This window comes from Nocardia sp. NPDC056952 (genome assembly GCF_042674185.1).
In the GTDB taxonomy this organism is placed as follows: Bacteria; Actinomycetota; Actinomycetes; order Mycobacteriales; family Mycobacteriaceae; genus Nocardia.
In genome coordinates this window covers 1,532,767-1,557,009 of the sequence record NZ_JBHURA010000001.1, presented here as the reverse complement: position 1 = coordinate 1,557,009, position 24,243 = coordinate 1,532,767, and the positions used below count along the sequence as shown (strand labels likewise).

General features: G+C 67.3%; 24 protein-coding genes and 1 pseudogene. 14 read left to right on the top strand and 11 right to left on the bottom strand.

Annotated features, from left to right (window positions below; genetic code table 11):
• Positions 1 to 165: 165 nt before the first annotated feature.
• The 8 genes from ACFTS5_RS07110 to ACFTS5_RS07075 all read left to right on the top strand — a co-directional run bounded on the left by ACFTS5_RS07110 (position 166) and on the right by ACFTS5_RS07075 (position 9,812).
• On the top strand, positions 166 to 1,149 hold the full coding sequence (locus ACFTS5_RS07110; RefSeq protein ID WP_378628221.1) for an AraC family transcriptional regulator: 984 nt from the start codon (positions 166 to 168) through the stop codon (positions 1,147 to 1,149).
• A 22-nt stretch (positions 1,150 to 1,171) separates the two neighbouring features.
• The gene (locus tag ACFTS5_RS07105) at positions 1,172 to 2,260 is read left to right on the top strand and encodes a LuxR C-terminal-related transcriptional regulator (protein ID WP_378628218.1); all 1,089 of its coding nucleotides are present in this window, start codon (positions 1,172 to 1,174) and stop codon (positions 2,258 to 2,260) included.
• Between the two features lie 132 nt (positions 2,261 to 2,392).
• Positions 2,393 to 4,459, top strand: a complete 2,067-nt coding sequence (locus ACFTS5_RS07100; RefSeq protein WP_378628217.1) for a hydantoinase/oxoprolinase family protein — start codon at positions 2,393 to 2,395, stop codon at positions 4,457 to 4,459.
• 9 nt (positions 4,460 to 4,468) lie between these two features.
• The gene (locus tag ACFTS5_RS07095) at positions 4,469 to 6,388 is read left to right on the top strand and encodes a hydantoinase B/oxoprolinase family protein (protein ID WP_378628215.1); all 1,920 of its coding nucleotides are present in this window, start codon (positions 4,469 to 4,471) and stop codon (positions 6,386 to 6,388) included.
• 17 nt (positions 6,389 to 6,405) lie between these two features.
• Positions 6,406 to 6,666 carry a hypothetical protein gene (locus ACFTS5_RS07090; RefSeq protein ID WP_378628213.1) on the top strand — a complete coding sequence of 87 codons (261 nt, stop codon included), beginning with the start codon at positions 6,406 to 6,408 and terminating at the stop codon, positions 6,664 to 6,666.
• A gap of 43 nt (positions 6,667 to 6,709) precedes the next feature.
• Positions 6,710 to 7,468 (top strand): SDR family NAD(P)-dependent oxidoreductase, encoded by a 759-nt coding sequence (locus tag ACFTS5_RS07085; protein ID WP_378628211.1) that lies wholly within the window; start codon positions 6,710 to 6,712, stop codon positions 7,466 to 7,468.
• 44 nt (positions 7,469 to 7,512) lie between these two features.
• Entirely contained in the window at positions 7,513 to 8,976 is a 1,464-nt protein-coding gene (locus tag ACFTS5_RS07080; RefSeq protein ID WP_378628210.1) for an aldehyde dehydrogenase family protein, read from the top strand.
• Positions 8,964 to 9,812, top strand: coding sequence for an SDR family NAD(P)-dependent oxidoreductase (locus tag ACFTS5_RS07075; protein WP_378628209.1), 849 nt, complete (start codon positions 8,964 to 8,966; stop codon positions 9,810 to 9,812). Before ACFTS5_RS07080 ends, ACFTS5_RS07075 begins: the two co-directional genes overlap by 13 nt.
• 127 nt (positions 9,813 to 9,939) lie before the next feature.
• Here ACFTS5_RS07075 and ACFTS5_RS07070 read toward each other — a convergent pair whose 3' ends face one another.
• Complete coding sequence (locus tag ACFTS5_RS07070; RefSeq protein WP_378628207.1) at positions 9,940 to 10,152, bottom strand: MarR family winged helix-turn-helix transcriptional regulator; 213 nt, start codon at positions 10,150 to 10,152, stop codon at positions 9,940 to 9,942.
• Here ACFTS5_RS07070 and ACFTS5_RS07065 point away from each other — a divergent pair.
• Positions 10,140 to 10,417 (top strand): annotated as a pseudogene (locus ACFTS5_RS07065) (ABC transporter ATP-binding protein); the annotation flags it as partial. The gene ACFTS5_RS07070 and the pseudogene ACFTS5_RS07065 overlap by 13 nt on opposite strands.
• Positions 10,418 to 10,438: 21 nt before the next feature.
• On the opposite strand, the gene ACFTS5_RS07060 reads toward ACFTS5_RS07065, so the two are convergent.
• The 9 genes from ACFTS5_RS07060 to ACFTS5_RS07020 form a co-directional block, all read right to left on the bottom strand.
• On the bottom strand, positions 10,439 to 11,821 hold the full coding sequence (locus ACFTS5_RS07060; RefSeq protein ID WP_378628205.1) for an MFS transporter: 1,383 nt from the start codon (positions 11,819 to 11,821) through the stop codon (positions 10,439 to 10,441).
• Positions 11,818 to 12,246: a MarR family winged helix-turn-helix transcriptional regulator gene (locus tag ACFTS5_RS07055; protein WP_378628203.1), complete on the bottom strand. Its 429-nt coding sequence runs from the start codon at positions 12,244 to 12,246 to the stop codon at positions 11,818 to 11,820. Before ACFTS5_RS07055 ends, ACFTS5_RS07060 begins: the two co-directional genes overlap by 4 nt.
• A 118-nt stretch (positions 12,247 to 12,364) precedes the next feature.
• The gene (locus ACFTS5_RS07050; RefSeq protein WP_378628201.1) at positions 12,365 to 13,519 is read right to left on the bottom strand and encodes a lactonase family protein; all 1,155 of its coding nucleotides are present in this window, start codon (positions 13,517 to 13,519) and stop codon (positions 12,365 to 12,367) included.
• A 120-nt stretch (positions 13,520 to 13,639) separates the two neighbouring features.
• On the bottom strand, positions 13,640 to 14,062 hold the full coding sequence (locus ACFTS5_RS07045) for an ester cyclase (protein WP_378628199.1): 423 nt from the start codon (positions 14,060 to 14,062) through the stop codon (positions 13,640 to 13,642).
• Positions 14,063 to 14,161: 99 nt separating this feature from the next.
• The gene (locus ACFTS5_RS07040) at positions 14,162 to 14,764 is read right to left on the bottom strand and encodes an ATP/GTP-binding protein (protein WP_378628197.1); all 603 of its coding nucleotides are present in this window, start codon (positions 14,762 to 14,764) and stop codon (positions 14,162 to 14,164) included.
• A complete protein-coding gene (locus ACFTS5_RS07035) occupies positions 14,745 to 15,128 on the bottom strand; it encodes a DUF742 domain-containing protein (RefSeq protein WP_378628195.1) in 384 nt (127 codons plus the stop codon). The genes ACFTS5_RS07040 and ACFTS5_RS07035 overlap by 20 nt, the downstream gene beginning before the upstream one ends.
• Complete coding sequence (locus tag ACFTS5_RS07030; RefSeq protein WP_378628192.1) at positions 15,125 to 15,556, bottom strand: roadblock/LC7 domain-containing protein; 432 nt, start codon at positions 15,554 to 15,556, stop codon at positions 15,125 to 15,127. Before ACFTS5_RS07030 ends, ACFTS5_RS07035 begins: the two co-directional genes overlap by 4 nt.
• Before the next feature lie 12 nt (positions 15,557 to 15,568).
• Positions 15,569 to 17,902 carry a nitrate- and nitrite sensing domain-containing protein gene (locus ACFTS5_RS07025; protein WP_378628190.1) on the bottom strand — a complete coding sequence of 778 codons (2,334 nt, stop codon included), beginning with the start codon at positions 17,900 to 17,902 and terminating at the stop codon, positions 15,569 to 15,571.
• Between the two features lie 65 nt (positions 17,903 to 17,967).
• Positions 17,968 to 19,098, bottom strand: coding sequence for a lactonase family protein (locus ACFTS5_RS07020; RefSeq protein ID WP_378628189.1), 1,131 nt, complete (start codon positions 19,096 to 19,098; stop codon positions 17,968 to 17,970).
• 234 nt (positions 19,099 to 19,332) lie between these two features.
• Here ACFTS5_RS07020 and ACFTS5_RS07015 point away from each other — a divergent pair, with 234 nt between their 5' ends.
• Positions 19,333 to 20,481: a lactonase family protein gene (locus ACFTS5_RS07015; protein ID WP_378628187.1), complete on the top strand. Its 1,149-nt coding sequence runs from the start codon at positions 19,333 to 19,335 to the stop codon at positions 20,479 to 20,481.
• Between the two features lie 92 nt (positions 20,482 to 20,573).
• On the opposite strand, the gene ACFTS5_RS07010 is transcribed toward ACFTS5_RS07015, so the two are convergent.
• Positions 20,574 to 21,314 (bottom strand): GntR family transcriptional regulator, encoded by a 741-nt coding sequence (locus ACFTS5_RS07010; RefSeq protein ID WP_378628186.1) that lies wholly within the window; start codon positions 21,312 to 21,314, stop codon positions 20,574 to 20,576.
• Positions 21,315 to 21,540: 226 nt separating this feature from the next.
• Here ACFTS5_RS07010 and ACFTS5_RS07005 point away from each other — a divergent pair, with 226 nt between their 5' ends.
• The 4 genes from ACFTS5_RS07005 (at position 21,541) to ACFTS5_RS06990 (ending at position 24,180) form a co-directional block, all read left to right on the top strand.
• Positions 21,541 to 22,398, top strand: coding sequence for an acyl-CoA thioesterase domain-containing protein (locus tag ACFTS5_RS07005; protein WP_378628183.1), 858 nt, complete (start codon positions 21,541 to 21,543; stop codon positions 22,396 to 22,398).
• 143 nt (positions 22,399 to 22,541) lie between these two features.
• Positions 22,542 to 23,660, top strand: a complete 1,119-nt coding sequence (locus ACFTS5_RS07000) for an NDMA-dependent alcohol dehydrogenase (RefSeq protein WP_378628182.1) — start codon at positions 22,542 to 22,544, stop codon at positions 23,658 to 23,660.
• Between the two features lie 23 nt (positions 23,661 to 23,683).
• The gene (locus tag ACFTS5_RS06995; RefSeq protein ID WP_378628179.1) at positions 23,684 to 23,893 is read left to right on the top strand and encodes a hypothetical protein; all 210 of its coding nucleotides are present in this window, start codon (positions 23,684 to 23,686) and stop codon (positions 23,891 to 23,893) included.
• The gene (locus tag ACFTS5_RS06990; RefSeq protein WP_378628177.1) at positions 23,890 to 24,180 is read left to right on the top strand and encodes a WhiB family transcriptional regulator; all 291 of its coding nucleotides are present in this window, start codon (positions 23,890 to 23,892) and stop codon (positions 24,178 to 24,180) included. The genes ACFTS5_RS06995 and ACFTS5_RS06990 overlap by 4 nt, the downstream gene beginning before the upstream one ends.
• The last annotated feature ends 63 nt before the right edge of the window (positions 24,181 to 24,243 follow it).

Genomic DNA, 24,243 nt, shown 5'->3' with positions numbered 1-24,243 from the left:
GGCCGAGTGCCGTGAGGACGACGCTAGAAGTGAGAGAGCTGGGTCACAATCCGCGCAGCGAAGGTCCGCTATCCGGGAACCGAACGCGACCACCTTCGAGGCGGAACGTATATTATATTCACTATGTGACACCCATCACGCTTGAGAGGAGGGGTGCACCCGTTGTTGTCAACGCCGATAACCTGCGCGAGTGCCTTCCGCACGGCCGATCCAGCCGCCGCCCATGATCACGTGGCCGCCGCGTTCGCCCATCACGATCTCGTCCTCGACGACCGTCGCGGGATCGACTTCGCCCTCGAGTCGGTGCGCTCGGAAAGCCTGACCGTCGGCCGGATGGCCTACGGCACCACCGCGCGCATCGACGGGCCACCGATGCAGTCCTGCTATCACGTGAATCTGGCGGTCGCCGGACACAGCACGGTCGCCCAGCACGGCAGACGCCAGTCCTTCGAGGCAGGACAGGCCGGAGTGGCGTTCGTCCACGACGCCCCGGTGTCCATCCGCTGGAGCGCCGACGCCGCGCACTATCACATCAATCTGCGCCGCGAGCCCTTCGAACGCCACGCCGCGCGACTGCTCGGCCACCGGGAAACCGAGCCGGTCCGCTTCGACCTCACCTTCCCCATGGATTCGCCCACGGGTCGCGCCTTGCTGGCTTCTACCCGTTTCGTCTACGCCGAGCTGGCCCGCGAGGGCGGGGTGTCGACGATGCCGCTGGCGTGCCGAGAGCTCGAGTCCACCTTGATGACGCAGCTGCTGCTCATCGCACCGAGCCAGCTCACCCCGTCACTGACCGGCTCCGCACCGAGCATCGGCCCGGCACGGGTACGCGAGGCCGTAGCCTATATCCACGCCAATCCCGACGCCGACATCACGACCGCCGAGCTCGCGGCCCGGGCCGGAGTCACCGCACGGGCGCTCCAGCTGGGGTTCCGTGACGCGGTCGGGATGTCACCCAGCGCGTATGTCCGCACGGTGCGACTCGACCGGGTCCACGACGAATTGTCTTCCGGCCGAGCCATGTCGGTGAGCGACACCGCGATGCGGTGGGGCTTCTTCCACCTCGGTCGCTTCGCTCAGCAGTACCGCGAACGATTCGGCGAGCTGCCGTCCGAAACGGCCGCCGGAATGAGTCGGGGCGAGCAGTAGCGCAGGGACAGGAGTCGAAAGTATGAACAGTTCATCGACACAGCGCAGTGCCGCCGAGCTGGATGCCGTGGTCACCGAGATTGCCGAGGACGCGGGTCGCGTGCTCGATCGCGACCCGGTCGGGCTGCCTGGATCCACGGCGGGCCGGACCCTGGGAGACCTGTGGGAGACGGTGACAGCCCAAGCGCTTCGCGAAGCCGACGCGGGGGGCTCGTCGCCCACGCGGCTGGCCGAATTGATCGGGGTGCTCGACCGGATCAGGGCGGCGGAATCGATGCAAGCGCAGGTGCGGCTCACGCAGCGAACCCGGCAGCTGGGCAAAGTGCATGCCGCGCTCACAGAGGTGGGTAGCGCGACAACGGTCGATTCGCTGCTCGCCCGGATTCCGGAAGCGGCGTGCGGTCTCGGGTTCGATCGCGCGCTGGTTTCCACCGTCGACGGGGCATGGCGATTGCACACGATGTTCGTCGTGCGCGATCCGCGCTGGGCCGCAGACATCGTCGCGGTGGGACGCGAGAACCCGCCGATCCTGGACCAGAGGATCGTCGAGAACGACACGGTGGTCGACGCGCGGGCCGTGCTCGTGCACCAAGTGCAGGACAACCCGCGCGTCAATCGCCCGCTGGCGGCGATCACCAAGTCGTCCTCCTACGGAATCGCGCCACTGATGATCGACGGCGAGGTGGTGGGCCTGGTACATGGGGACTGCTACCACCAGCAGCGAATGCTCGACGATGTCGATCAGTTGCTGCTGTCGGCCTTCGCCCAGGGGTTGAGTCAACATCTGGCGAGAGTGTCTGTGCTGGAAGGGATGTCGGCGATCCGCACCCAGCTCGACAGTCTCGGCCGGTGGCGCTCGCCCGCTGTCGCGGAATCGATCGCGTTGAGCCGCGACGACGATTCGGTACTGACCCGTCGTGAGGTGCAGATCGTCCAGTTGCTCGCCGCAGGCGATGCCAATGCCAAGATCGCCCGCAAGCTCACCATCTCCGAAGGCACCGTCAAAACTCACATCACCCGCGTGCTGCGCAAGCTGGGCGCCGCCAATCGTGCCGAAGCGGTCTCGATCTGGCTGCGGAACTCGGACCCGACCGGGTCCATCCGCGTTTGAGACCACCGGATAGACCGAAAGTCGTACAAACCTCTTACCTACGCCAGATGTCGGCGAGCCCGCCGAACGGAAAAGTGACCTGTGACATAGAGCGGCACCATCTGCCGCAGCACACGGCACGGAGGCGCGGGTATGACACAGAGCGAACGAGGAGCCGACTGGATCGTCGGCATCGACGTCGGCGGCACGTTCACCGACATCATCGGGCTGCACCAGGGCACCGGGGAGATCCGCGACGGCAAGGTCCTGTCCACCGTGGAACAGGAGGTGGGCGTTCTCCAGGCGTTGGCGGCGATCGACGTCGCCGTGCCCGAAGTCGCCGAGATCGTGCACGGGCACACCGTAGGAATCAACGCACTGCTCAGCCGGACCGGTGCGCACACCGGTCTGATCGCCACCGGCGGTCACCGCGACCTGCTCGACATCGGCCGGATGCACCGCGAATTCGGTGATCGCTTCTACGATCCCACCTGGCTGCGTCCCCACCAGGAGCGCCCGATCGTGCGCCGCGAATCGCGCTTCGGCGTCCCCGGCCGTCTGCGCTACGACGGCAGCGAGCTGCTGGCCCTCGACGAGGACGCGGTGCGGAGCGCCGCCAGGGAACTCGGCGAGCAGGGCGCGCGCTCGGTGGCGGTGTGTCTGATGAACTCCTACATCAACACCGATCACGAACGGCGGGCCGCCGAGATCGTCGCCGAGGAACTGCCGGGGGCCTATATCCAGACCTCGGCGTTGTATCCGGTGACGCGCGAGCACGAGCGCACCACCACGGTGGCGCTGGACGCCTATGTCGGCCCGGCGGTCGTCGGCTATCTCGAGCGCCTGATGGCCCGGCTGTCCGAGCAGGACTACCGGGGCACCTTGTGGATCATGATGATGAACGGCGGTGTGTCGACCTTCGCCGACGCCAGCCGGGCGCCGGTCTTCCAGCTCGTCTCCGGTCCGGTCGGTGGTGTGAGCGGCAGCGTCAAGCTCGCCAACGAGAGCAGCGCGCCGAATCTGCTCACCATCGATGTCGGCGGCACCAGCACCGACGTGGCCGCCATCCGCGGTGGCAAGACTCCGCTCACCGACACCTGGACGCTCGAAACCGGCCTGACGCTGACCATGCCGCTGGTGGACGTCGAGAGCATCGGTTCCGGCGCGGGCAGCCTGATCCGGCCCAGCGCGCTGGGCGCGGTCGCCGTCGGGCCCGCGTCGGCCGGGTCGAACCCCGGCCCGGTCTGCTACCAGCGCGGCGGCGTGGAGCCGACGCTCACCGACGCGTGCGCCGCGCTCGGCATCCTGGCGCCAGATCTGTTCGCCAACGGCGCGATCCAGCTCGATGTGGACTCCGCTGTCGAGGCGCTGCGCACCACGGGCAAGCAGTGGGGCATGTCAGCGATCGAACTCGCTTCCGCCGCTTACGAAATCGCTTGTCAGGACATCGCGGCGAAGGTGCGCAGCATCTCGGTGTATCGCGGGCTCAATGTCCGCGAGTTCGCCTTGCAGCCGTCCGGGTCGGCCGGGCCGATGCTCGCCGACCGGGTGGGCCAGATCCTCGGCCTGGACAAGGTGATCGTGCCCCGCAGCCCCGGCCAGTTCTCCGCGCTCGGTCTGTTGCGCAGCGATCTCATGGTGACGCGCGCGCAGTCCATCATGACCCCGCTGGCCCCCGACCGGGCCGACGCCGTCGAGGCCGCGTTCACGGCATTGCAGGACAGCATCAGAACCGATCTGCAAGCCCAGGGCATCGACGTATCGCGTCTGCGCTTCGAACGCGCCGTGTTCGCGATGTATCGCGGACAAACCTGGGACAACCGCCTGCCGATCGCGGAGGGCGCTGTCACCGCCGAGCGAGTCGGAGAACTGATCCCCGCCTTCCACGAGTTCTACCAGGAGTCCTACGGATTCGCGGCACCCGAGATTCCCGTGGTCGTGTCCACGGTCGAGGTGACCGCGGTGATCCCACGCGAACTCGGCGCCGCCGACCTGACCCCGGAGCAGGGCGATGCCTTCCTGCGCACCACCGCGCTGACCGTGCCCGGCACCACCGAACCCGTCGACGTGCCGATCTACGTCCGCGAACGTCTCGCGCCGCACCGCCCGGTGTCAGGGCCCGCGCTGATCGCCGAGAAGTTCGCGACCACCCTGGTCCTGCCCGGCCGGGTGGCCCAGGTGGACGACGACCTCAATCTCATCATCGAGCCGCAGGCCTGAGGAGCAATCATGACCATCACCACCGATACCCCCGGCCCCGCGGTCGACGTCGAACTCGACATCCTGCGCTACGGCCTCATCGAAGTCGCCAGGGAAATGCTGGATTCGCTGATGCGCAGCGCCTTCTCGCCGGTCTGCCGCGACATCCTCGACTGCACGAGCGCCATCCACATGCGCACCGACGACGGCTGGGAGACGGTCGCGCTGTGGGAGGGCTGCATGCAGCACGCCTTCACCGCACCGCACATCGCGAACTTCGTGATGGACGACTGGGACATCGACACGATGCAGCCCGGTGACGTCATCTTCGTCAACGACCCGTGGCGCGGCACCATCCACCAGTCCGACGTGAACCTGCTGCGGCCGGTGTTCGTGAACGGGCGCGTGGAATTCCTGCTGCACTCCACCTCGCACCTGGTCGACCTCGGCGGCGCGATCCCCGGCGGCTTCTCCAACGGCACCCAGACCCACTTCGAGGAACAGCTCAAGCTGCCGCCGACCCTGTTGTACGCCAACGACGTTCCGGTGCGCCCGACCTTCAACTTCATCCTCGAGAACAACCGCGTGCCCCAGCTCGTGCTCGGCGACCTGCGCGCCCTGCACGGTTGCCTGGTCGTGGGTGAACGCCAGCTCCAGGAACTGATCGCCCGCAGTGGGCTGGCCGAGGTCCGCGCCGCGGGGCGCTACGCGATCGAGTCCACCGAGGCGAGCATGCGGCGCGGCATCGCGAGCATCCCCGATGGTGACTACACCGCCGAGGACTTCCTCGACGAAGACGGCGTGAGCGACGAGGCGATCCCGGTGCACGTCACCGTGAAAGTCCGTGGCGACTCGATGGAGATCGACTTCTCCGGCTCCGGTCGCCAGCCACTGGGCAACTGTGGGACCGCGTGGTGCGAGGCCACCCGCTGCATCGAGGCGGTCAAGCTGATGGTCGACCCGGCCACTCCGGTCAACAGCGGTACTTTGCGCCCGATCGAGACCATCCTGCCGCCCGGCAGTGTGGTGCAGGTCCTGCCGCCGTCGAGCTGCTCCAACCACGCCGATATCGGCGCGCGCGGCATCAATGTGGTGACCCAGGCGCTGAGCCAGGCCACCGACGAGGCCTTCGCCTGCGATACCGGCACCGCCGTGGTCGTGAGCCTGGGCGGCATCGACACCCGACCCGGGCACGAAGGCACGCCTTGGGGTGCGTTCGCGCTCGCCGGCGGCGGCTGGGGCGGGACCTGGAAGGAGGACGGTGTCTCCTTCTGTGTGATCCCGATCGGCAACTGCCGCACCTCGGTGCAGGAGCACCTCGAGATCGAGAGTCCGCTGGTCGTCGTCCAGCACGAGATGGTCATCGATACCGCCGGTGCGGGGCAGTACCGCGGCGGCGCCGGTTCGGTGTATTCGATCTACGCCGAATCCGACACGATGGTGACCGTCACCGCCGACCGTATCCGGGTCGGGGCGCCGGGGTCCAACGGTGGCGGCGCGGGCGCCCCCGCCTTCGGCTGGTACATCGAGAATTTCGATCTCGCCCGGCACGCCGATCCGCTGGATCTGCGCGGCATCGAGCCCTTGTTCGGCATGTTCGACGCCGACGGCAGACCCGACCCCAATCACGGCGAATTCGGCCGGGGCGCGCGCTATCAGACCGGCAAATTCTCCGGTCTGATCCTGAAAGCCGGTGACGCTCTGCGGTTCGTCATCGGTGGTGGCGGCGGCTGGGGCGACCCGCTCGAACGCGAGGTGGACCGGGTCGCGGCCGATGTGCGCGCCGGCCTGGTGAGCATCGAATTCGCCGCTGCCGCTTACGGAGTCGTGATCACCGACGGTGAGGTCGACGCACAGGCCACGACCACGCGGCGTGCGCGTCTGGCTACCGACCGCGCGAAAGGGCACTGGCAGGCGCCGGTCGCCACTCCCCTCACCTGGACTCTCTGAAGGCTAAGGACAATCCCATGTCAGTCGATCGACTCCTGTTCCCCCGCCCCGACACTGATCGCGTCTATGTCGAACGCGTACCCGTCGACGGCGCGTGCCCGGCATGCGGTGCCACGGAACTGGCCCGCTATCCCGTCGCCAACTTCCTCGGACCGCGCATGGTCGTGAAGTGCCAGCAGTGCTTCCACCACGTGTCGGTGACCCGCCCGGAGCCAGAGGACCACTGGCCCGCATGGCGTTCTCCCGCCAGGGACTGGCCCGCCTCTCGCGTGGGATAGGCACTCCCCCAACATCATTCGTTCCAAGAGATAGGTCACCATCATGTTGCTCGACGGGAAAATCGTCCTCATCACCGGCGCCGCGGGCGGGATCGGCACAGCCACCGCTCTGCTCGCCGCGCAGGAAGGCGCGCGGCTCGCGCTGACCGATGTGTCGAAGGACGGCGTGGAAGCCACGGCCGAACAGGTGCGAGCCGCGGGCGGCGAGGCCGTCACGCTGCCCGCCGACCTCACCGACGGCGCGGCGGTGAACGCCATGGTCGCCGCGGTGGTCGCCGAGTACGGCCGCCTCGACGCCGCATTCAACAACGCCGGGGTCAGCGGCGGGCAGATCGGTCAGGGTGGGCGCCGCGTCGCCGAGTGGGACGAGGACGCCTTCGATCGGGCGATCGCGGTGAACCTCAAGGGCGTATGGCTGTGCCTGCGTGCGGAATTGACGCAGATGCAAGCGCAGGGTGGCGGTGCGATCGTGAACACCGCCTCGCTGGCCGGGCTCACCGGGTTCAAGACCACCGCCGGCTATTCGGCGGCCAAGCACGGTGTCATCGGGCTGACCAAGACCGCCGCGATCGAATATGCCCCGACCGTCCGGATCAATGCCGTGTGTCCCGGCTACACCGACACCGAGCTGATGAAGGACGCCAAGCGCCGCAGTGGCGACACGATCATGGCGCGCATTCCGTCGGCTCGGCTCGCTCAGCCGCAGGAGATCGCCGAGATGGCGTGCTGGTTGCTGTCCGACCGTGCCGCCTATGCCACCGGCGGCGAGTTCGTCGTCGATGGCGGCTATATGGCGGGGTGATCCGTCATCTCCCGAATTGATCTTTACCCGAAAAGGATTCACGCATGACTGCCCTCATCGGCGAGGCCGCGAGCTACATCGACGGCCGCTGGACCCGCGGCGACGGTGACCCGATCACCACGATCAACCCCGCCACCGGCCAGCAGGTCACACTCACCCCCACCACCGGCCCCGACCAGGTCACCACTGCCATCTCAGCCGCGCGACGCGCCTTCGACGGCGGCGAATGGAGCCGCCTGGGCCCAACCGAACGCGGCGCACTACTCCGCCGCCTGGCCGACCTGCTCCAGCAGAACCGGGACGCCTTGGTCCACATCGCCGCTACCGAGATCGGCACCCCGATCAGCAGCGGACCCACCCTCCACGTCGACCTACCCGCGAAATTCTTCCGCTGGTTCGCCGACGCCGCCACCCGCGGACCACGCGAAGGCTACGAACAGCCCCTGCCCCTCGACCACGACCCGATCACCACCAGCAGCCTGCTCCTGCGCCAACCCGCAGGCGTGGTCGCCGCGATCGTGGCTTACAACGTCCCGATCATGATGAGCGCCTACAAACTCGGCGCCGCCCTCGCCGCAGGCTGCTCCACCGTCCTGGTCACCTCCCCCAAAGCCGTTCTCCTGACCTCGGCATTCGTCAAACTGGTCGAAGAAGCCGGATTCCCCACTGGCGCAGTCAATCTCGTCTTCGGACCACCAGCGGTCACCGAACAAGTGGTCACCGCCCCCGAAGTCGACATGGTGACCTTCACCGGGTCGGCAACCGTCGGCAGCAAGATCCTCGCTTTGGCGGCACCGACGCTGAAGAAAGTCGTCCTCGAACTCGGGGGCAAATCACCCAACATCGTGTTGCCCGGCACCGACCTGGCACGTGCGGTCCCCGCCTCGGCACTGCGCTTCACGCGCAACAGCGGCCAAGCGTGCGGCGCGACCACACGAACCCTGGTCCCCCAAGCCGACTTCGACGAATACATCGAACGCTCGGCGCGGTTCCTGCGCACGCTCACCGTCGGCGACCCGTTCGCACCCGACACCGTTCTGGGCCCTCTCATCACCGGCGAACACCGCGACAACGTCGAAGGATTCCTCGCCCGCGCCCGCGACGCCGGAGCCCGGACACCCGTCGGCGGTGGACGACCCGCAGGCCTCGACGACGGATTCTTCCTCGAACCCACCCTGGTAACCGGAGTGCCGAACGAGGCCGAAATCGCCCAAGAAGAGCTGTTCGCGCCGGTGGGTGTGGTGATGCCGTACACCGATCTCGACGATGCCGTCTGCATGGCCAACGACGTCAAATACGCACTCAATGCCAATGTGTGGGGACCGACCGTCGACGCGATCGAGTTCGCACGTCAACTGCGTGCGGGCACGGTGACCATCAATGGCGGCGGTGGCATGCGCGCCGACGCCCCCTGGGGCGGACCCGGCTACAGCGGTATCGGCCGAGAAGGCGGCGAAGAGGGATTCCGCGAATTCTTCGAAGTCAAACACCTCCAGTGGCCGCTGTGAACCTCCTCGACGGCAAGGTAGCCGTCATCACCGGAGCGGCGAGCGGGATGGGTCTGGCCGCCGCCGAAACCTTCGTCGAGCACGGCGCGAAGGTGGTCCTGGCCGATATCCAAGACGAACGCGGTGCGGCCGCCGCTGCGCGCCTGGGTGCTTCGGCGGTGTTCACCCACACCGACGTCACCTCGGCGGCCGCGGTCGAATCCGTCGTCGACGTCGCGGTGGACACCTTCGGTCGACTCGACGTCATGTTCAGCAATGCTGGTGCCGCCGTGGATCTTTCACCGATCGACGAGCTCACCCCGGCGGGCCTGGACCGCACGTTGGCACTGAACCTGCAGGCGCATGTCGCGGCGCACAAATACGCGGCGCGACAGTTTCGCGTGCAGGGCACACCCGGCTCGATCATCACCACAGCCAGTGTCGCGGCACAGCAGGCCGGGTGGAACGGTGGCGCCTATTCGATGGCCAAGGCAGCCGTGCTGGCATTGGTCCGCCAGACGGCCATGGAGAATCGCGGCACCGGCATTCGTTCGAATGCGATCCTGCCGGGCGCGGTCCTCACCTCGATCATCACCGACATGTTCGGGGTGAGCCAGGATCGCGAAGACGAATTCCTCACCGGGATCGGCGAACGCATCGGTGGCGAGACGTTGATCGGGCGCGCGGGCCAGGCCCGCGATGTCGCCTGTGCCGCGCTGTTCCTCGCCAGCGACCTCTCGGAGTGGATCACCGGCATCGCGCTGCCGGTCGACGGCGGAACAACGGCGGTCACCAAGGACGCGACCGTAGCGCTCATCACCGATTTCGCCGCACAGTTCCACGCCGGGTCGCCGTGAACTGACCTGGTTCCGCTCGAACCCGGCAGCGGCCACACCAAGCGACCGCTGTCGGGTCAGTTCAGCTCGGCTGTTCACGTTCGAGGACGTCGGCCGAACGCCGTCGACAGCGGTAGCCCACCAGGCTTCACAGCGTGAGCTTGCCCAGAATGTCGCGCAGCGCGGTGCGTTCCTGGTCGGTGAGGCGTCCGAAGAATTCGTCGGCGTCCTTCGTCCGGGCCTCGGTCAGAGTTTCGAGGGTTCGCTTTCCCCGTGCGGTCACCAGCACGAGGGTCGCGCGGCGGTCCGTCGGGTCAGGCTCACGCGTGACCAGCTCGCCCTTTTCGAGCGCGTCCACCACTGCGCGACCCGCGCGTGCTGGTGCTCGACGATGCGGCCAGCGCCCTCGACAACGAACAGAGCGTGCGGTGCAGACCGCCATCAACGCAGTAACACAGGGCGCACGGTCATCACCATCGCGCACCGGCTCAGCACCATCGCGACGCCGATCAGATCGCGTCCTCCATCACGGGCGGGTCGTCGAGCTCGGCGACCATGCGGCGCTGAACGACGACGGCGGGCGCTATGCCCGGCTCAGCGACGTCGCCGAGGTCGTGGCAGCCTGAGGCGGAAGCAGAACCGACCGATCACCTCTGTTTCTGCCGGGTCATCAAGTGGGCGGTCAGCAGAACGGTGAGCACCATGGCGCAGCCGACGGCACCTACCGCCAGGGCGATGCCGATGCCGGTCGCGGTCGGGTACCCGCTGGTGGCGAGGTGGGCGGCGAGGACCGCGCCGGACATGGCGCTACCGAACGAGCCACCGACGGTGCGCAGAACCTGATTGAAGCTCACAGCACTGCCGAGCTCGCGGTCGGCCACGCTGCGGGCGATCAGCGCGGGCATCGCGGCGTAGGTCGTGCCGATGCCCAAGCCGAAGCCGAACATGCCCAGCAGGATCTCCCACAGCTCGTCGTGAGCCAGCCACAGGAAAAGGCTGGACACGCTCACCAGGGCGGCGCCCGGAATCAACAGAGCGCGCATGGGAATACGTGCCGAGACCACGCGAACGATACGGTTGGCCGCGAAGCTGCCGATCGACAGCGGCAACATGACGAAACCGGCCCAGAACAACGGCAGCGCGATGCCATAGCCCGTGGACGCGGGTGCCTGCGCGATCAGGCTGGCGATCGACAGGCACGCATACATCGCGGCGCCGAGGCCGATCGCGGTGCCGTTCGCGACCAGGGCGTCGCCGGCGCGCAGCACGCGCAGGTCGACCAGCGCGTGCGGAGTCCGCAGTTCGACCAGCGCCCACCCGACCAGAATGATCAGCGCCACGATCAACAGGCCGATCGTCACCGGTGAACCCCACCCCCAGCGCGAACCTTCACCGGCCACCAGGAGCAACGTCGCCAGCCCGGCCCCGAGCAACACCGCGCCACGTACATCGAACGGCGTACGGGGTGCCCGCTCGTCCGGGCCGTCGGGCACCACACGCCACACGACCAGCACAGTCGACAACAGGAACAAGGCCGCCGCCCAGAACGCGAATCGGAAGCCGAACAGATCGGCGAGGATGCCGGTGAGCGGGTAGCCGAGCCCGAGCCCACTGGTCACTGTCACCGACAGCGTCGACATGCCGTTGCGGACTTCGTGGGGAGGAAGGTAGCGGCGAGCCAGGGCGATCGTCACCGGGACGATGCCGTAACTGAGTCCTTGCAGTGCGCGGCCGAGGAGGAATATCGCGAAGTTCGGTGCTGTGGCCGCGATGATCGACCCGATGAAGATGATCGTCAGCGACCACAGCAGCAATCGCTTCTTGTGCGGGCCGTCGCTGAGCCTGCCCATGATCGGCGTGGTCACCGCGCCGACCAGCAGATTGACCGTCAGCATCCATTGCGCCGCGCTCACATCGACGTGCATCTCCCGCGAGATCGCCGGGACGAGCAGCATGCCGAGCGAGCTGACGATGGCCGAGGTCAGGGCGGTATAGACGAGCGCGGGAGTCAGTCGGCGTGCGGCGATCATCCGACCGGCCCGCCATCGATCAGTTTCCGCAGCGCGGGCAGAGCGTTGTCGAGGTTGGCACGTTCCTCGTCGTCGAGTCGCTCGGCGATCGCGCGTTCGAGCCAGTCCAGGCCGACCGCGCGTTCCTCGGCGAGCCGCACGCGACCGGTCTGGGTGAGTTCGATCCAGATGCGGCGGCGGTCCTCGCTGTCGGGAGTGCGCACGACCAGCCCGAGGGCTTCGAGCTCGCGGACCGCGGTGGCGATGGCTTGAGGACTGACGGTTTGAATCCCCGCCAACGTGGTAGCGGTGGCCCTGCCATGGCTGGACAGATAGCCGAGCACACCGAGTTTCCCCCCGGAGATCGTCCGTCCGGCGAGCAGTCGGCGGGCGATCGGACGCAGTACTTCCCCCAGCTCTCGGGCAGTGGACGGGTCAGCGGTCATTAGCCAACCATACAACTAAATTGAGCAAATTAGTTGCGTAACTGCGGTGATGCTGGGCATAGACCTGAAACACAAAAAGCCCCTCCGACTTCGAGTCGGAGGGGCCTTCTCAGTGGGTTCAGCGGCGTGGAACCAGCGACATCGTGCGTCCGTCGGCCACGTACGTGCCGGTGTAGATCGCCACCGATTCGTCCAGGTCGAGCACGCCGTCGGAGCCGACGGTGAACCGTCGCAGGATCTCCTCGCCGCCGCGCATCGGGTCGGTCCCCAGCGCCCACAGCACGTCACCGCTGGGCGACATCGCCGAGGACTCCGCGAACGTGCCCGGCTTCTCCGGCGCGAAGGCGACATCGGGCAGCGGGGTCAGCACACCGTTCGGCTCGATCGCGAAGGAGCTGATGTGCCCCGAACCCATATTGGGCACATAGAGGAAGCGGCCGTCGGGGGTGATGCTGGTGACATGGGGCAGCATGCCCGTAGGGAACGGTGATCCCGCGATCTCGGTCAGCGAACCGTCCTCGGCACGCGTGAAGCCCGAGACCGAACCGCTGATCTCGTTGATGATGTACACGTGCCGTCCATCGGGTGTGACCCGCGGGAAGATCGGGTTCAGACCGGTGGAAACCCGCTGCTTGACCGGGGACACGGTGCCGTCGGCGTTGAGGTCGAACACCAGCAGCTGGCGCCGCAGGAGGCTGGCCACATAGAGCTGCTTGCCGTCGGGGGACACCGTTCCCGAAGCGACGCCGTCGAGCGATTCACCGAAAGGTGTCGCGGGACCGTTGGCGGTGAGAGTCCCATCGGGGGCGATCCGCACCGGAACCACCTGGGCATTCTGCAAGCCGACCACGACGTAGACGTCGCGGTTATTGGGCGCGAACATGATGTCGACCGGGACATCAGGCAGCGGGAAGGCCGCACCGGCGGTCAGCTCACCCTCGGCGCCGATCGCATAGGGAATCAGCTGCGGGTTCACACCGGGCGCGACGAACAGGAATCGGCCGTCGGGCGAAGGCGCCTGCGGCCAGTTCGGCATGCCGGACGGAGCCCGGGCAGCGATCGGGGTGGGCTGCCCGGTGTCGGAGGCGTTGTATCCGGCGATGCCGTCGCTGAGGAAGCCGTGGGCGTAGATGTGGTATCCGGCGCTGTCGGCCGCGGCGGGTTGTGCTGTCGCCGTGAAGCCGGGTAGGACGGTCGCGGCAAGGACAAGAACCCATCCTGCTCGCGCGCGCCGGATTCCCGAACCACCTGTCGACGTTGAATCAGAGGTCATACCTGGGAGGCTATGGCCCGAACGGGCAGGTGAACTGTCCAGAAACCTGCACACCACCGACCCTCACGAACAGCGAAAACCCCTCCGGCCGAGCCGAAGGGGTTTCCGATGGACAGCTGCTCAGCCCTGGGCGGGCAGCAGCCCGAGCTGGGTCAGGAAGCTCACGTTGTCCCAGTAGACGCGATGCTCGGAGACCTTGCCATCGCGCAGGGTGAAGGTGTCGATCAGCGGGAAAGTCACCGTGCGGCCGGACGGCGGCACCTCGCCCTCGGCGGTCGCAAGCGGACCGGTCTGAACACCGGTGAACACGATTTCGGCGACGGCGGTGTCACCGTCGACCCAGGTGTTGCGACGTTCGATCTTCATGCCGGGGAATGCGGTGATGAAGGCACCGATCAGCCCGCGCAGTGCCTCGATGCCGGCGAGCGGACCGGACGGGAACTCCGCCGCGACATCCTCGGTGAACGGGCTCGCGGCCAGGTCGAGATCGCCGCCTTCGAGGCCGGCGTAGTGCACGTTGACGAGATCGAGCAGATCGCTCATTGGTGAACCTTTCGATGGGGTTGTATCCGCAGTTGCTGCAACCTGGACAATATATTGTGCATCCGATTTTCCGCTAGAGATGTTGGGCGCCTGGCGAATTCAATGGGACCGGTGACGAACCGCAGTCGAGTTCGCCATGATGTATTCGAACAGGCACACCAGAACTTCCTTGCACGACGCACGGTCTCGCGCATCGCACAGCAGGATCGGAACATGCGTCGGCACGCCGAGCGCGGCACCGATTTCGGTGGTCTCGTAGCAATCCGCACCGTCGAAGCAGTTCACCGCGACCACGAACGGGATCCGCCGGGATTCGAAATAGTCCACCGCGGCGAAACTGTCGGCCAGTCGGCGGGTATCGACGAGGACCACCGCACCCAGCGCACCCCGTGACAGCTCCGGCCAGAGGAACCAGAACCGGTCCTGGCCCGGTGTCCCGAACAAGTACAGGATCACTCGGGGATTGATGGTGATCCGGCCGAAATCCAGTGCGACCGTGGTGGTCCGCTTGCCTTCGATGCCGTGCAGATCGTCGACCGAGGTACTCAGCTCGGTGAGCTGTTCCTCGGTGCGCAACGGGGTGATCTCACTGATCGCGCCGACCATCGTCGTCTTGCCGACGCCGAATCCGCCTGCCACCAAGACCTTTACCGCCAGTTCGGCGGACATGACCGCCGGGCCGTCAGAGGTTACGTATGCCATCGAGTACCGCCTGCAGTAGTTCGGGATCAGGGCCCGCGTCGGCCCGTGGTGGGGATCGGAAGATGACATAACCGGCCGCGATGAGGTCGCTGACAAGCACTTTGACGGTGACCATCAGCAACTTCGTGTGGGCGGCGATTTCGACGATCGACAGCGGCCGATGGCGGCAAAGCTGAAAGATCTCGGCGTACTCGCGATCGAGCTTGTTCACATCGGAGTCGTAGCCGACCGAGATCACCAGGGTCAGAATGTCGAGATCCTGCAGCTCCCGGCCCGCTCGACCGCGGGTCAGCGCGAACGGCCGAACCAGGGGGCCCGGATCGTCGTCCTCGTAGCCCCACATCTCATCCGGGCCCTCACTCACGGCACTCGCGTGGTCATCGAATTCCTCGGAGCCGCCGACAGGTGATCGCGCACCTGCCCGACGATGACGTTCATCTCGTAGGCGATCAGTCCGAGATCAGCATCGGCGCTGGTCAACAATGCCAGGCACGCGCCGTGCCCGGCTTCGGTGACCAACAGGTACCCGTGCTCGAGCTCGACCACGGTCTGATGCAACGCACCTTTGGAGAAGCGCGTGCCGACGCCACGAGCCAAGCTGTGCAACGCTGACGCCATGGCGGCGAGATGCTCGACGTCCTCGCGCTCGATACCGGCCGACCCTGCCAGCGCCAGGCCGTCCGCGGACAGCACCACCGCCTGTTCGGCGCCCGATGTCGTTTTCACCAGACTGGTGAGCAGCCAGTCCAGCGTACCGGCCGGAGCTTGGCGAGCTGTCATGTCCTCGTTCATGTTCAGACCGTTCTAGGGGTGGGTATGGGGTGATCGGCCACGTGCCCGACGCGTGCCCTGTTGCAGCCCGCTCATCGCGGCGCGCACCGTTTCGGGTGCGCGTACTCGCTGGGACTCGGGAGCCGTCGGGCGCGTGTCGGTTTCCTCGACATCGACGCTGAGCTGAGGCGACAGATGGGTGAGTCGATCGCGTTTCGGCAGGGCAGGCCGTCGGTCGGCCTGCTCGACGGGATATCCGTTGTGCCCCACGGCAGTCGTGCGTCCGACCCGGTCCGGCAGGGCGGGTGCCGGGTGCGGATCAGGTCGTGGCGCACCCGGCAATGCGGTTGCGCCGGGCACTCGGTGCACGACATCACGCCCGCGCACCGGTTCCACCGCCACCGTCGGGTTGTCGTCACCGGCCTCGAGCACGGCCCACGGCACCAACACGATCGCCCGCACGCCGCCGTACGGAGATTCCTGCAGGGTCACCGAAATACCGTGGCGCGCGGCGAGCCTGCTCACCACGAACAAACCGAGGTGACGATGTCCCGACAACGCCATCTCGTGGAACTGCGGCGGCTCGGCGAGCAGCGCGTTGAGGCGTTCACGCTCCTCGAAGGAGATACCGAGGCCCTGGTCGTCGACCTCGACCACCACTCCCCTGCCGACCGAGTTGCCGTGCACCGCCACCGGCGCGTCCGGCGGCGAGAACGCGGTCGCGTTGTCGATCAGCTCGGCCAGCAGGTGGACGAGGTCGGCCACGGCAGTACCGAGCACTCGCATCGCGGGCAGCCGGACGGCGCTCACTCGCGCGTAGCCCTCGGTCTCGGACACGGCGCTGCGCACGATCTCCTCGAGCGCCACCGGGTTACGCCAGCGGCGGCCCGGTGAGCGCCCACCCAGGATCAGCAGGTTCTCGGAATTACGACGCGCGCGAGTGGCCAGGTGGTCGAGCTGGAACAACAGTTCCAGGTCTTCCGGGTCGTCTTGGCGGGCCTCGGCGACATCGAGTACATCGAGCTGTCGGCGAACCAGTGCCTGGCTGCGAAAGGCGATGTCGAGGAACACTTTGTTGAAGCCGTTGCGGGTGCTCGCCTCACCGATCGCGGTCTCGATCGCCGTGCGCTGTGCCGCGGCGAATGCCTCGGCGACCTGACCGATCTCGTCACGGCCGCGGTCGACCACGGCGGTTTCGGCCTCCGCGTCGACCTGCTCGCCGTTGTGGATGCGGCGGATCAGCGCGGGCAGTCGTTCGTTGGCGAGATCGAGACTGGCCGAGCGCAGGGTGCGCAGTCGGCGCAGCAGCCGATTGGCCAGCGCCAATGACACAGAGACCGCGAAGAAGGTGACCACAAGCATGATGGCCGACACGATCAGCAGCTGGTTGATCATCCGGTCGGCCGCCGCGCTGGTCGCGTCGACCGTCACCCGGAACTGATCACGGATCACAGCGATCATGCGGGTGTCCACCGCGTGCTCGGCTGCCAGCCATTCTTCGGCCAGCATGGTCAGCATGCCCCGCTCGGACATCTCGTCCTCGCCGGTGGTGCCCAGACGCCAGTCGGTACCGGTGGTCAGGGCGCGCACGCTGGTCCGTACCTCCGGCGACAAGCGGGTGTCGATGAGGTCGAACTGCTTGCGGTACACGCCGATATGTTGGGCGAGCGTTCGCCGTTCCCTCAGCGAAGGCATGCCGTTGGCCGCGCCCGCGGCAACGAGACCGACCACCCGCGAATGACTTTCGGCCGCCCGCAGGAGCTCGAGCGAGGTCAGCTCGGCATCCATCGTCGTGGTGTCCGACGACTTCAATCGCGCCGACTCCTGACCCGCGCCGAGCACCGCGGCGATCAGATCGGTGAAGTACTGGTCCACGTCGCCTGTGGTCGCTCGCCTGCTGTCGACCGACTCTCGGATCACCTGCATGCGCCCGATCAGATCGCCCAGCGCCTTGATGGATTCCGCGCCGGTGTCCTGGTCCAGGTTCTGGGCTGACGACGCGATACGGGCGGTCTCCGCGATCGCGCGGTCGGTGTTGTCGCGGCTGGCGCGCAGATCCGCGGCCGTAGTAGGCGAAGGGTCCTGCGCGGTGACGCTGGCGAGTCGCTCGGCTTGGATCGAGGTCACGAACCGCAGCAGCGGGTCGATGTTCGCGCCCCGGTAGTCGGACCATTCCTTGACCGACTGCGCCCGGACCCCGACCAACGTGACCGCGACAGCGCCCGTGGCGAGCAGCACCACGCTCGGAATCAGCGCGATGGCCAGCACACGGGTCCGCACGCTGGTCCCGAATCGTTCACGGAACGGACGACGCGGGCTGCCGGAGCGGGCGTTCTCGACGCTCGGCTCGGATGCGGCCGATGGCACAGCGGGTCTCCTCGGGGTGGGCGGACGCGGACGCCGCGGTGGGCCGGGCGGCCCACCGCGGTGCGTCATCGTGCGGGGGTCAGGTGAGCCGACGGACCGTCGTGGAACACCACTCCGGTATCAGCGGCAGGCAGGCCCGACGGAGCGACGCTGCCGTCGGCGGCGACGGTGTAGGTGTGCACCCAGGCCGACCCACTCACCGTGAGGCTGTCGATCACGAAGAGTTCGTCCTCGTCGGGACTGAGCACGAGGCGTCCCGGCATCGCGCCGTCCGGAGTCTTGTAGGGCGAGCCCGGCAGTGGCGTGAGCGCTCCGTCGGCACCGATGTGGAAGCCGTCGACCTCACCGCCGGCCGACGCGGGCACGTACATACGGGTGCCGTCGGCGGTGATCGCCGAACCGTGCGGGGTCCCGCCGGTGGGGTAGGGCGAACCGGGCGCATTCGACAGACTGCCGTCGGCTGCGATCACATAGCCCGACAGGGTGTTGCTGCCCTCGTTGCTGATGTAGAGGTAGCGCCCGTTCGGGGTGACGGCGGGCAGTGCGGGCCGCTCGCCGGTCGCCATCGTGGCGCCGACCTGAGTCAGCGAGGCATCGGCCCCGATGGCGTAGCTGGTCACCGTCGCGCCGATGAAGGTGCTCACAATCAAATTGCGCCCATCGGGAGTCACCTGCGGCAGGCTCAGCCCGCTCATCCCGGGTACAGCAGTGGTGGGTGCGCCGGTCGGCACGAGCACGCCGGAGGCGGTGATGTCGAAGGAGCGGACCTCGGTGGTGAGCGAGCCCACGGTCGCGAACAGCCGGGAACCGTCCGGGGTGATCGTCACCCCGATCACCGGGGCGCCGAAGTCGATTCGGGTGCCCGCGATCTCGTGCAGCGAGCCGTCGGCGCCGAGGTCGTAGCCGATGATCGAGCCCGACACCACGTGTCCGGCGTAGGCGCGGCGACCATCCGGGGTGATCTCGAGGGTGAGTGAGCCGGTGTCACTGGCGAACGGTGCGCCGGGCACCTTGGTGAGCGCGCCGTTGTCATCGACGCGCAGGACGCTGATGTTCGAGGAACCGGTGCCGGTGACCAGCAGATACCGCGGCGCGTCGCCCGGGGCCGCGTGCGCCAGGCTCGGGGACAGCGAGAGCGCGAGCGCGGCGGCCACACCGACAGCGACTCGTTGCGGCGTGAAAGCGTTCCTGAGCATCTGCGGCGATACCTCCATGTATCCGGCAGGCCACGTCGCCCACCCTGAATTACGCACAATATAGTCTGCAATCTTCACCCAGGCCGAGTTTTGAAATCCCGCACCGAACAGCGGGAACCGTTGTCACGCGGCACAACGATGATTGCAAGTTCATATACAAAATGTGATCGTTCCGGCTTGTCATGCGATCCGCGCACGGCCGATCGCACCCGCATCTCATCGAGGAGATCACCGATGACTTCGACACCCGCCGCCCGTCGACCCCGGGCCGGTACCCGGTTACTTCGTTGTGCCGCACTAGCTTTCATCGCCGCCCTGCTCAGCACGTTCAGCTGGGCGGCGGCGCCGGTCGCCTCGGCGGCCGGTTCCCGGTTCATGATCGTCGCGGGCACCGCGTCGATGGGTATCAGCGTGGTGCGGGTTACCGATGACGGCGCGTTGGCCCCCGTACCGGGCAGCCCGTTCGCCACCGGCTTCGGCATTCTCTCGCTGGTCGTCGCTCCTGACGGGCACACGGTCTACGTTCCGCATGTCGGCGACTTCGGCGTCACCGGATACCGCCTGGACGACAGCGGCACCCTGCACCCGATTCCCGGTGCCGACATCACCGTCGGTGGTCCGCCCACCGCGGCGACCCTCAGCCCCGACGGCACTCAACTGTTCGTCGTGGTCGGCGGGGCACCGGGCCACGTGGAGTCCTACGCGGTCGCAGCCTCGGGCGCGCTCACCCCGTCCGGGGCTCCCACCGTGCCGGTAGACGGCTTCAGCGCCGTCGGCATGGCAGCCGTCGACCCCGGCGGGCGCTTCCTGCGGGTGGTCACCTATCTCGGCAACACCATGTCCAACTACGCGATCGAGCGCAACGGCACCATGACGCCGCTCGGCCCCACCACCGTGAAGCTGGGTCCGGTGGCACCGGGTTTCACCCCCGACGGGCGCCATCTCTACGTGAGCAACGAATTCGGCTTCGACCTGTCCGGCTTCGTCATCGGCGAGGACGGCCAGGTGACGCCCACCCCCGGCTCGCCCTACCCGACTCATGGGGTCCCACACGGCGCGGTGGTGACAACCGACGGCACACGGCTCTACGTACCCAATGCGATGGGCCAGTCGATCGCCGGCTTCGATGTGCACGAGGACGGTCGACTCACCGAGCTGCCCGGTTCGCCGTACGCGGCACCCGCCGCCACACTGCCCGGCCAAGTCGCGCTGCATCCCGACGGCAAGACCCTCTACCTCGTCGACGTACTCACCGCCCAGATGACGACCCGGATCCACACCTACACGATCCGCCCGGACGGAAGCATCGCGCCATCGGGCGCGCCATCGATCGATACCGGTGTCGTCATGTCCGACGGCCCCGTCGTCGCCATGACCCCTTAGACACAGAAAAGGGTCGGTGCCCCAACCTTTCGGTTGTGGCACCGACCCTTCTTCGTCTTCTGACCGCCGATCTCGATCACGGTGAACCGGGATTATGCGGTGGATCGCTCCGGAGTCGACCACATGCCCTGTTTCTCCAGCATGACGATGAGCTCGTCGGCGCCGGACATGATGTGATCGCGCATCAAAGTGCTAGCCGCCTTCGCACGCCGCTTCTGCAACGCTTCGAGGATGGCCGGGTGGAAGTCGAGCGACTCGTTCGCGTGGCCCTCGATGTTGCCGTAGAACCGGTTGGGCAGCTGCTTGACGATCGAGCGCAGCAACAGCGCCAGCCTGCGCGAGTCGGCCGCCAGGTTGATGGTGCGATGGAATTCATGGCCCAGCGCCACGATGCGGTCCAGGTCGGCGCCGTCGGCGACCGCCTGCTCGTGCTGAGTGATCACGTCGGCCAGGTGGGCGAGCTGACGCGGGGAGATCGACTTCGCCGCCCGCGAGGCCAGTTCACCGGCCAGGGTGGCCTGCGCCCAGAACAGATCGCGCACATCCTGCCTGCTGAACGCCGAGACCATGAACCCACGCCGAGGAACGAGTTCGACGAAACCTTCACCGCTGAGCAACAGCAAGCCCTCGCGCACCGGCGTGTTGCTCACGCCGACCGCCTCGGCGATCGGCTCGGCGCGCAGGAATTCACCGGACCGTACCCGGCCCGAGATGATCAGCTCGCGAACGTAGCTCGCGACATCTTCGGACAACTGTTGGCGTTGCGAATGCGCGGAGCGAGGTAACCCCCGTGTCGCGGATTCGGCCTGGAGTGGGTCATTGTCGTTCGGCACGTTATGCATTATGCGTCTCGGACACACTGTCGCGCATCGTCGACCCATGGAACGGCGTCGATCACCGGAGGGTTTCCACGCACGGATGTGACGTACGCGTCGGTGATCGACGCCGGCGCCCGAGGTCCCCGAGCAGGGGGTCAGAAGGACCTCGGGAGGTCTATGGACGCACATCTGACGGTATCATATATTTAATATCATGCCGTAAACGGTGGAGAGGATCACTATGACGTCAGCTTTCTTCCGCACGGAGCCAGGCCGGACAGGTGCGGAACTGGTACCGCAAACAGAAGCACTGAGCGGCTGGGGCGTGGATCATCTGCGCGGACTCGCCATCAGTTCGGCGCTGGCTCGCGCGGCCGAGCGCGCTGTCGCCGACATCGGCCGCACCGACTTGCAGCCGGTCAGGTGGACCCTGGACCTGTATCGGCCGGCCAGGCGACGCCCCTGCACCACCTCGGCGACCATCGTGCGGGAAGGAAAGCGCCTGTGCCTGATCGACACGGTCCTACATCAAGACGGCGGACCGGTCGCCCGCGCCTCGGCACTGTTCCTCGCGCCGAGCGAGAGCCCGCCCGGTGCGGTGTGGTCCGGCGGCGCCCGCCCCGAGCCTCCACCACTGGGCGCGTCGATGACACAGGGTCACCGCTTGTACTTCAGCGAAGGCTCCGGATGGGGCGATGCGGCACGGGCGCAGAACGACGCGCGTAAGCAGGTCTGGCACGACCCGATCCCGGTGGTCGAGGGCGAGCCGATCACACCGTTTCAGCTCACCGCCGGGATCGCCGACGTGGTGAACGTGGTGGCCAATCTCGGCAGCAACGGGCTGGAATTCATCAATGCCGACATCACGCTCGCGCTGGTCCGCCTGCCGTTGGGCACCGCGGTCGGGTTCTCGGCCACCGACCGGATCGAGCACGCCGGGATCTCCGTGGGCACCGCTGTCGCGTTCGACCGCACCGGAGTGTTCGGCACCGCGACGGTATCGGCACTGGCCAACACCCACCGCGCCGTCGACCTGCCCGCGTTCTTCGGCACGACGGCGGATGGCGAAATCGGAATTGATCCATCCGTCGGCAACTGAGAAATCGGCCCCGACCCCCGACCTCACCGAATCGTTGACGCGCAGATCAGCGCCATGCGACACTTATATTATATTATGTTGGATATTCTCTTTTCCGGAGGAGTGGACACCCCCATGCGGCAGTTGGATCGAAACGAGACGTCATGCTGACCCGGGGCGCGGTACTCCAGCAATCACCCGGTGCCTACGAGATCGTCGAACTCGAGGTCGAGGACCCGCGCCCCGGCGAGATCCGGGTGAAGATGGCCGCCGCCGGCCTGTGCCACTCCGACGATCATTTCGCGGTCGGCACCCAGACGCCCGGCATCCTTCCGCTGGCCGGGGGACACGAGGGCGCGGGTGTCGTCGAGGCGGTCGGTCCCGGCACCAAGGGCTTCGCCGAGGGCGACCATGTCGTGTTCTCCTTCCTGCCGGTGTGCGGCCGTTGTCGATGGTGCGCACACGGCCATCAGAACCTGTGTGACCTCGGCGCGTTCCTGGCCACCGGCGCGCGCTTCGACGACCCCACCTCGTATCGGCTCTCCCTCGACGGGGCACCCACCGGTCAGCTCGCCGGGCTCGGCACCTTCTGCGAGTACACCACCGTATCGGCGGTCTCGGCCATCAAGATCGATCCGTCGATCCCGCTCGACGTCGCGTGCCTGACCGGCTGCGGTGTCGGCACAGGCTGGGGCGCAGCGGTGAACTCGGCCGAGGTGAAGCCCGGGCATGTCGTGATCGTCATGGGCATCGGCGGTATCGGGATCAACGCGGTCCAGGGCGCGGCCCATGCCGGCGCATCAGCCGTGATCGCCGTCGACCCGGTCGCGTTCAAGCGCGACTCCGCACTGAAACTCGGCGCCACCCACGCCGTCGCCGACATCGACGAAGCGGCCGAACTGGCACGCTCGATGACCAACGGGCAAGGTGCTGATTCCTCGATCGTCACAGTCGGCATCACCACCGGACGCCATGTCGGCCAGGCGCTCGGCGCCGTACGCAAGGCAGGCACCTGTGTCGCCGTCGGGCTCGGCGACGCCACCGTCGGCGCGGGCGATATCAACCTGCACGAGCTCACGCTGTACCAGAAGCGTCTGCAGGGCTCGCTCTTCGGCGCGAGCTCCCCCACCGCCGACATCCCCGCGCAGCTGGCGATGTATCAGCAGGGCTCGCTGAAACTCGACGAACTCGTCACCACCCGCTACTCCCTCGACGACATCACGCAGGGCTTCGCCGACATGAACGCCGGCCGCAATCTGCGTGGAGTCGTCGTCTACGACTGATCCCGCGAGTCGGAGGACCGACCATGAACGTGCTGATCGAAATGACCGCCTTGTGCCTGAGCCGCCCCTCCCGCGGCGCCAGTGCGGAGACACTCGCCTCCTGGTATGCGGCGAAGGCACGGTTGCACGACCATCTGGCCGGGCTGGGCGGACCCGACAGCGCCCGCGAACACGAACTGGCCGCTGCCGCGCATCGGCGCGCGCAGGTGGCCGCCGACGGTGGTGCGCGATGAGCAGAGGGAGCGTGTACGCGTTGCAATTGCCCGCCCCGCGCGCGGAGACCTGGGCCTGGCAGATGCACGCCACCTGCCGCGCGTACGACGTCAACGACTTCTACGACACCAGCCACGAGTCCCGGAAATTGCTGGCCGCCAAGAAGATCTGCGCGAGCTGCCCGGTCCTGACCCACTGCAGGGACCACGCTGTCGCCGCGAACGAGCCACACGGTATCTGGGGCGGGATGACACCGCGCGAACGCGCCAGATACCGGTGGCTGCACTACCGGCCGAAACGCGCCTGACATCGTCGAACACGGTCGGCACCGGGACTATCCTCGGTAGAGGGCGGGCGCACCAGCGCACCG

What these genes read in the sequence shown, in the direction of transcription:
- ACFTS5_RS07050 (WP_378628201.1), bottom strand. Translation starts at nt 13,519, where the DNA reads ATGACCTCTGATTCAACGTCGACAGGTGGTTCGGGAATCCGGCGCGCG.
- ACFTS5_RS07095 (WP_378628215.1), top strand. Translation starts at nt 4,469, where the DNA reads ATGACCATCACCACCGATACCCCCGGCCCCGCGGTCGACGTCGAACTC.
- ACFTS5_RS07005 (WP_378628183.1), top strand. Translation starts at nt 21,541, where the DNA reads ATGACGTCAGCTTTCTTCCGCACGGAGCCAGGCCGGACAGGTGCGGAA.
- ACFTS5_RS07020 (WP_378628189.1), bottom strand. Translation starts at nt 19,098, where the DNA reads ATGCTCAGGAACGCTTTCACGCCGCAACGAGTCGCTGTCGGTGTGGCC.
- ACFTS5_RS07055 (WP_378628203.1), bottom strand. Translation starts at nt 12,246, where the DNA reads ATGACCGCTGACCCGTCCACTGCCCGAGAGCTGGGGGAAGTACTGCGT.
- ACFTS5_RS07000 (WP_378628182.1), top strand. Translation starts at nt 22,542, where the DNA reads ATGCTGACCCGGGGCGCGGTACTCCAGCAATCACCCGGTGCCTACGAG.
- ACFTS5_RS07090 (WP_378628213.1), top strand. Translation starts at nt 6,406, where the DNA reads ATGTCAGTCGATCGACTCCTGTTCCCCCGCCCCGACACTGATCGCGTC.
- ACFTS5_RS07060 (WP_378628205.1), bottom strand. Translation starts at nt 11,821, where the DNA reads ATGATCGCCGCACGCCGACTGACTCCCGCGCTCGTCTATACCGCCCTG.
- ACFTS5_RS07045 (WP_378628199.1), bottom strand. Translation starts at nt 14,062, where the DNA reads ATGAGCGATCTGCTCGATCTCGTCAACGTGCACTACGCCGGCCTCGAA.
- ACFTS5_RS07015 (WP_378628187.1), top strand. Translation starts at nt 19,333, where the DNA reads ATGACTTCGACACCCGCCGCCCGTCGACCCCGGGCCGGTACCCGGTTA.
- ACFTS5_RS07085 (WP_378628211.1), top strand. Translation starts at nt 6,710, where the DNA reads ATGTTGCTCGACGGGAAAATCGTCCTCATCACCGGCGCCGCGGGCGGG.
- ACFTS5_RS06990 (WP_378628177.1), top strand. Translation starts at nt 23,890, where the DNA reads ATGAGCAGAGGGAGCGTGTACGCGTTGCAATTGCCCGCCCCGCGCGCG.
- ACFTS5_RS07100 (WP_378628217.1), top strand. Translation starts at nt 2,393, where the DNA reads ATGACACAGAGCGAACGAGGAGCCGACTGGATCGTCGGCATCGACGTC.
- ACFTS5_RS07030 (WP_378628192.1), bottom strand. Translation starts at nt 15,556, where the DNA reads ATGAACGAGGACATGACAGCTCGCCAAGCTCCGGCCGGTACGCTGGAC.
- ACFTS5_RS06995 (WP_378628179.1), top strand. Translation starts at nt 23,684, where the DNA reads ATGAACGTGCTGATCGAAATGACCGCCTTGTGCCTGAGCCGCCCCTCC.
- ACFTS5_RS07080 (WP_378628210.1), top strand. Translation starts at nt 7,513, where the DNA reads ATGACTGCCCTCATCGGCGAGGCCGCGAGCTACATCGACGGCCGCTGG.
- ACFTS5_RS07040 (WP_378628197.1), bottom strand. Translation starts at nt 14,764, where the DNA reads ATGGCATACGTAACCTCTGACGGCCCGGCGGTCATGTCCGCCGAACTG.
- ACFTS5_RS07105 (WP_378628218.1), top strand. Translation starts at nt 1,172, where the DNA reads ATGAACAGTTCATCGACACAGCGCAGTGCCGCCGAGCTGGATGCCGTG.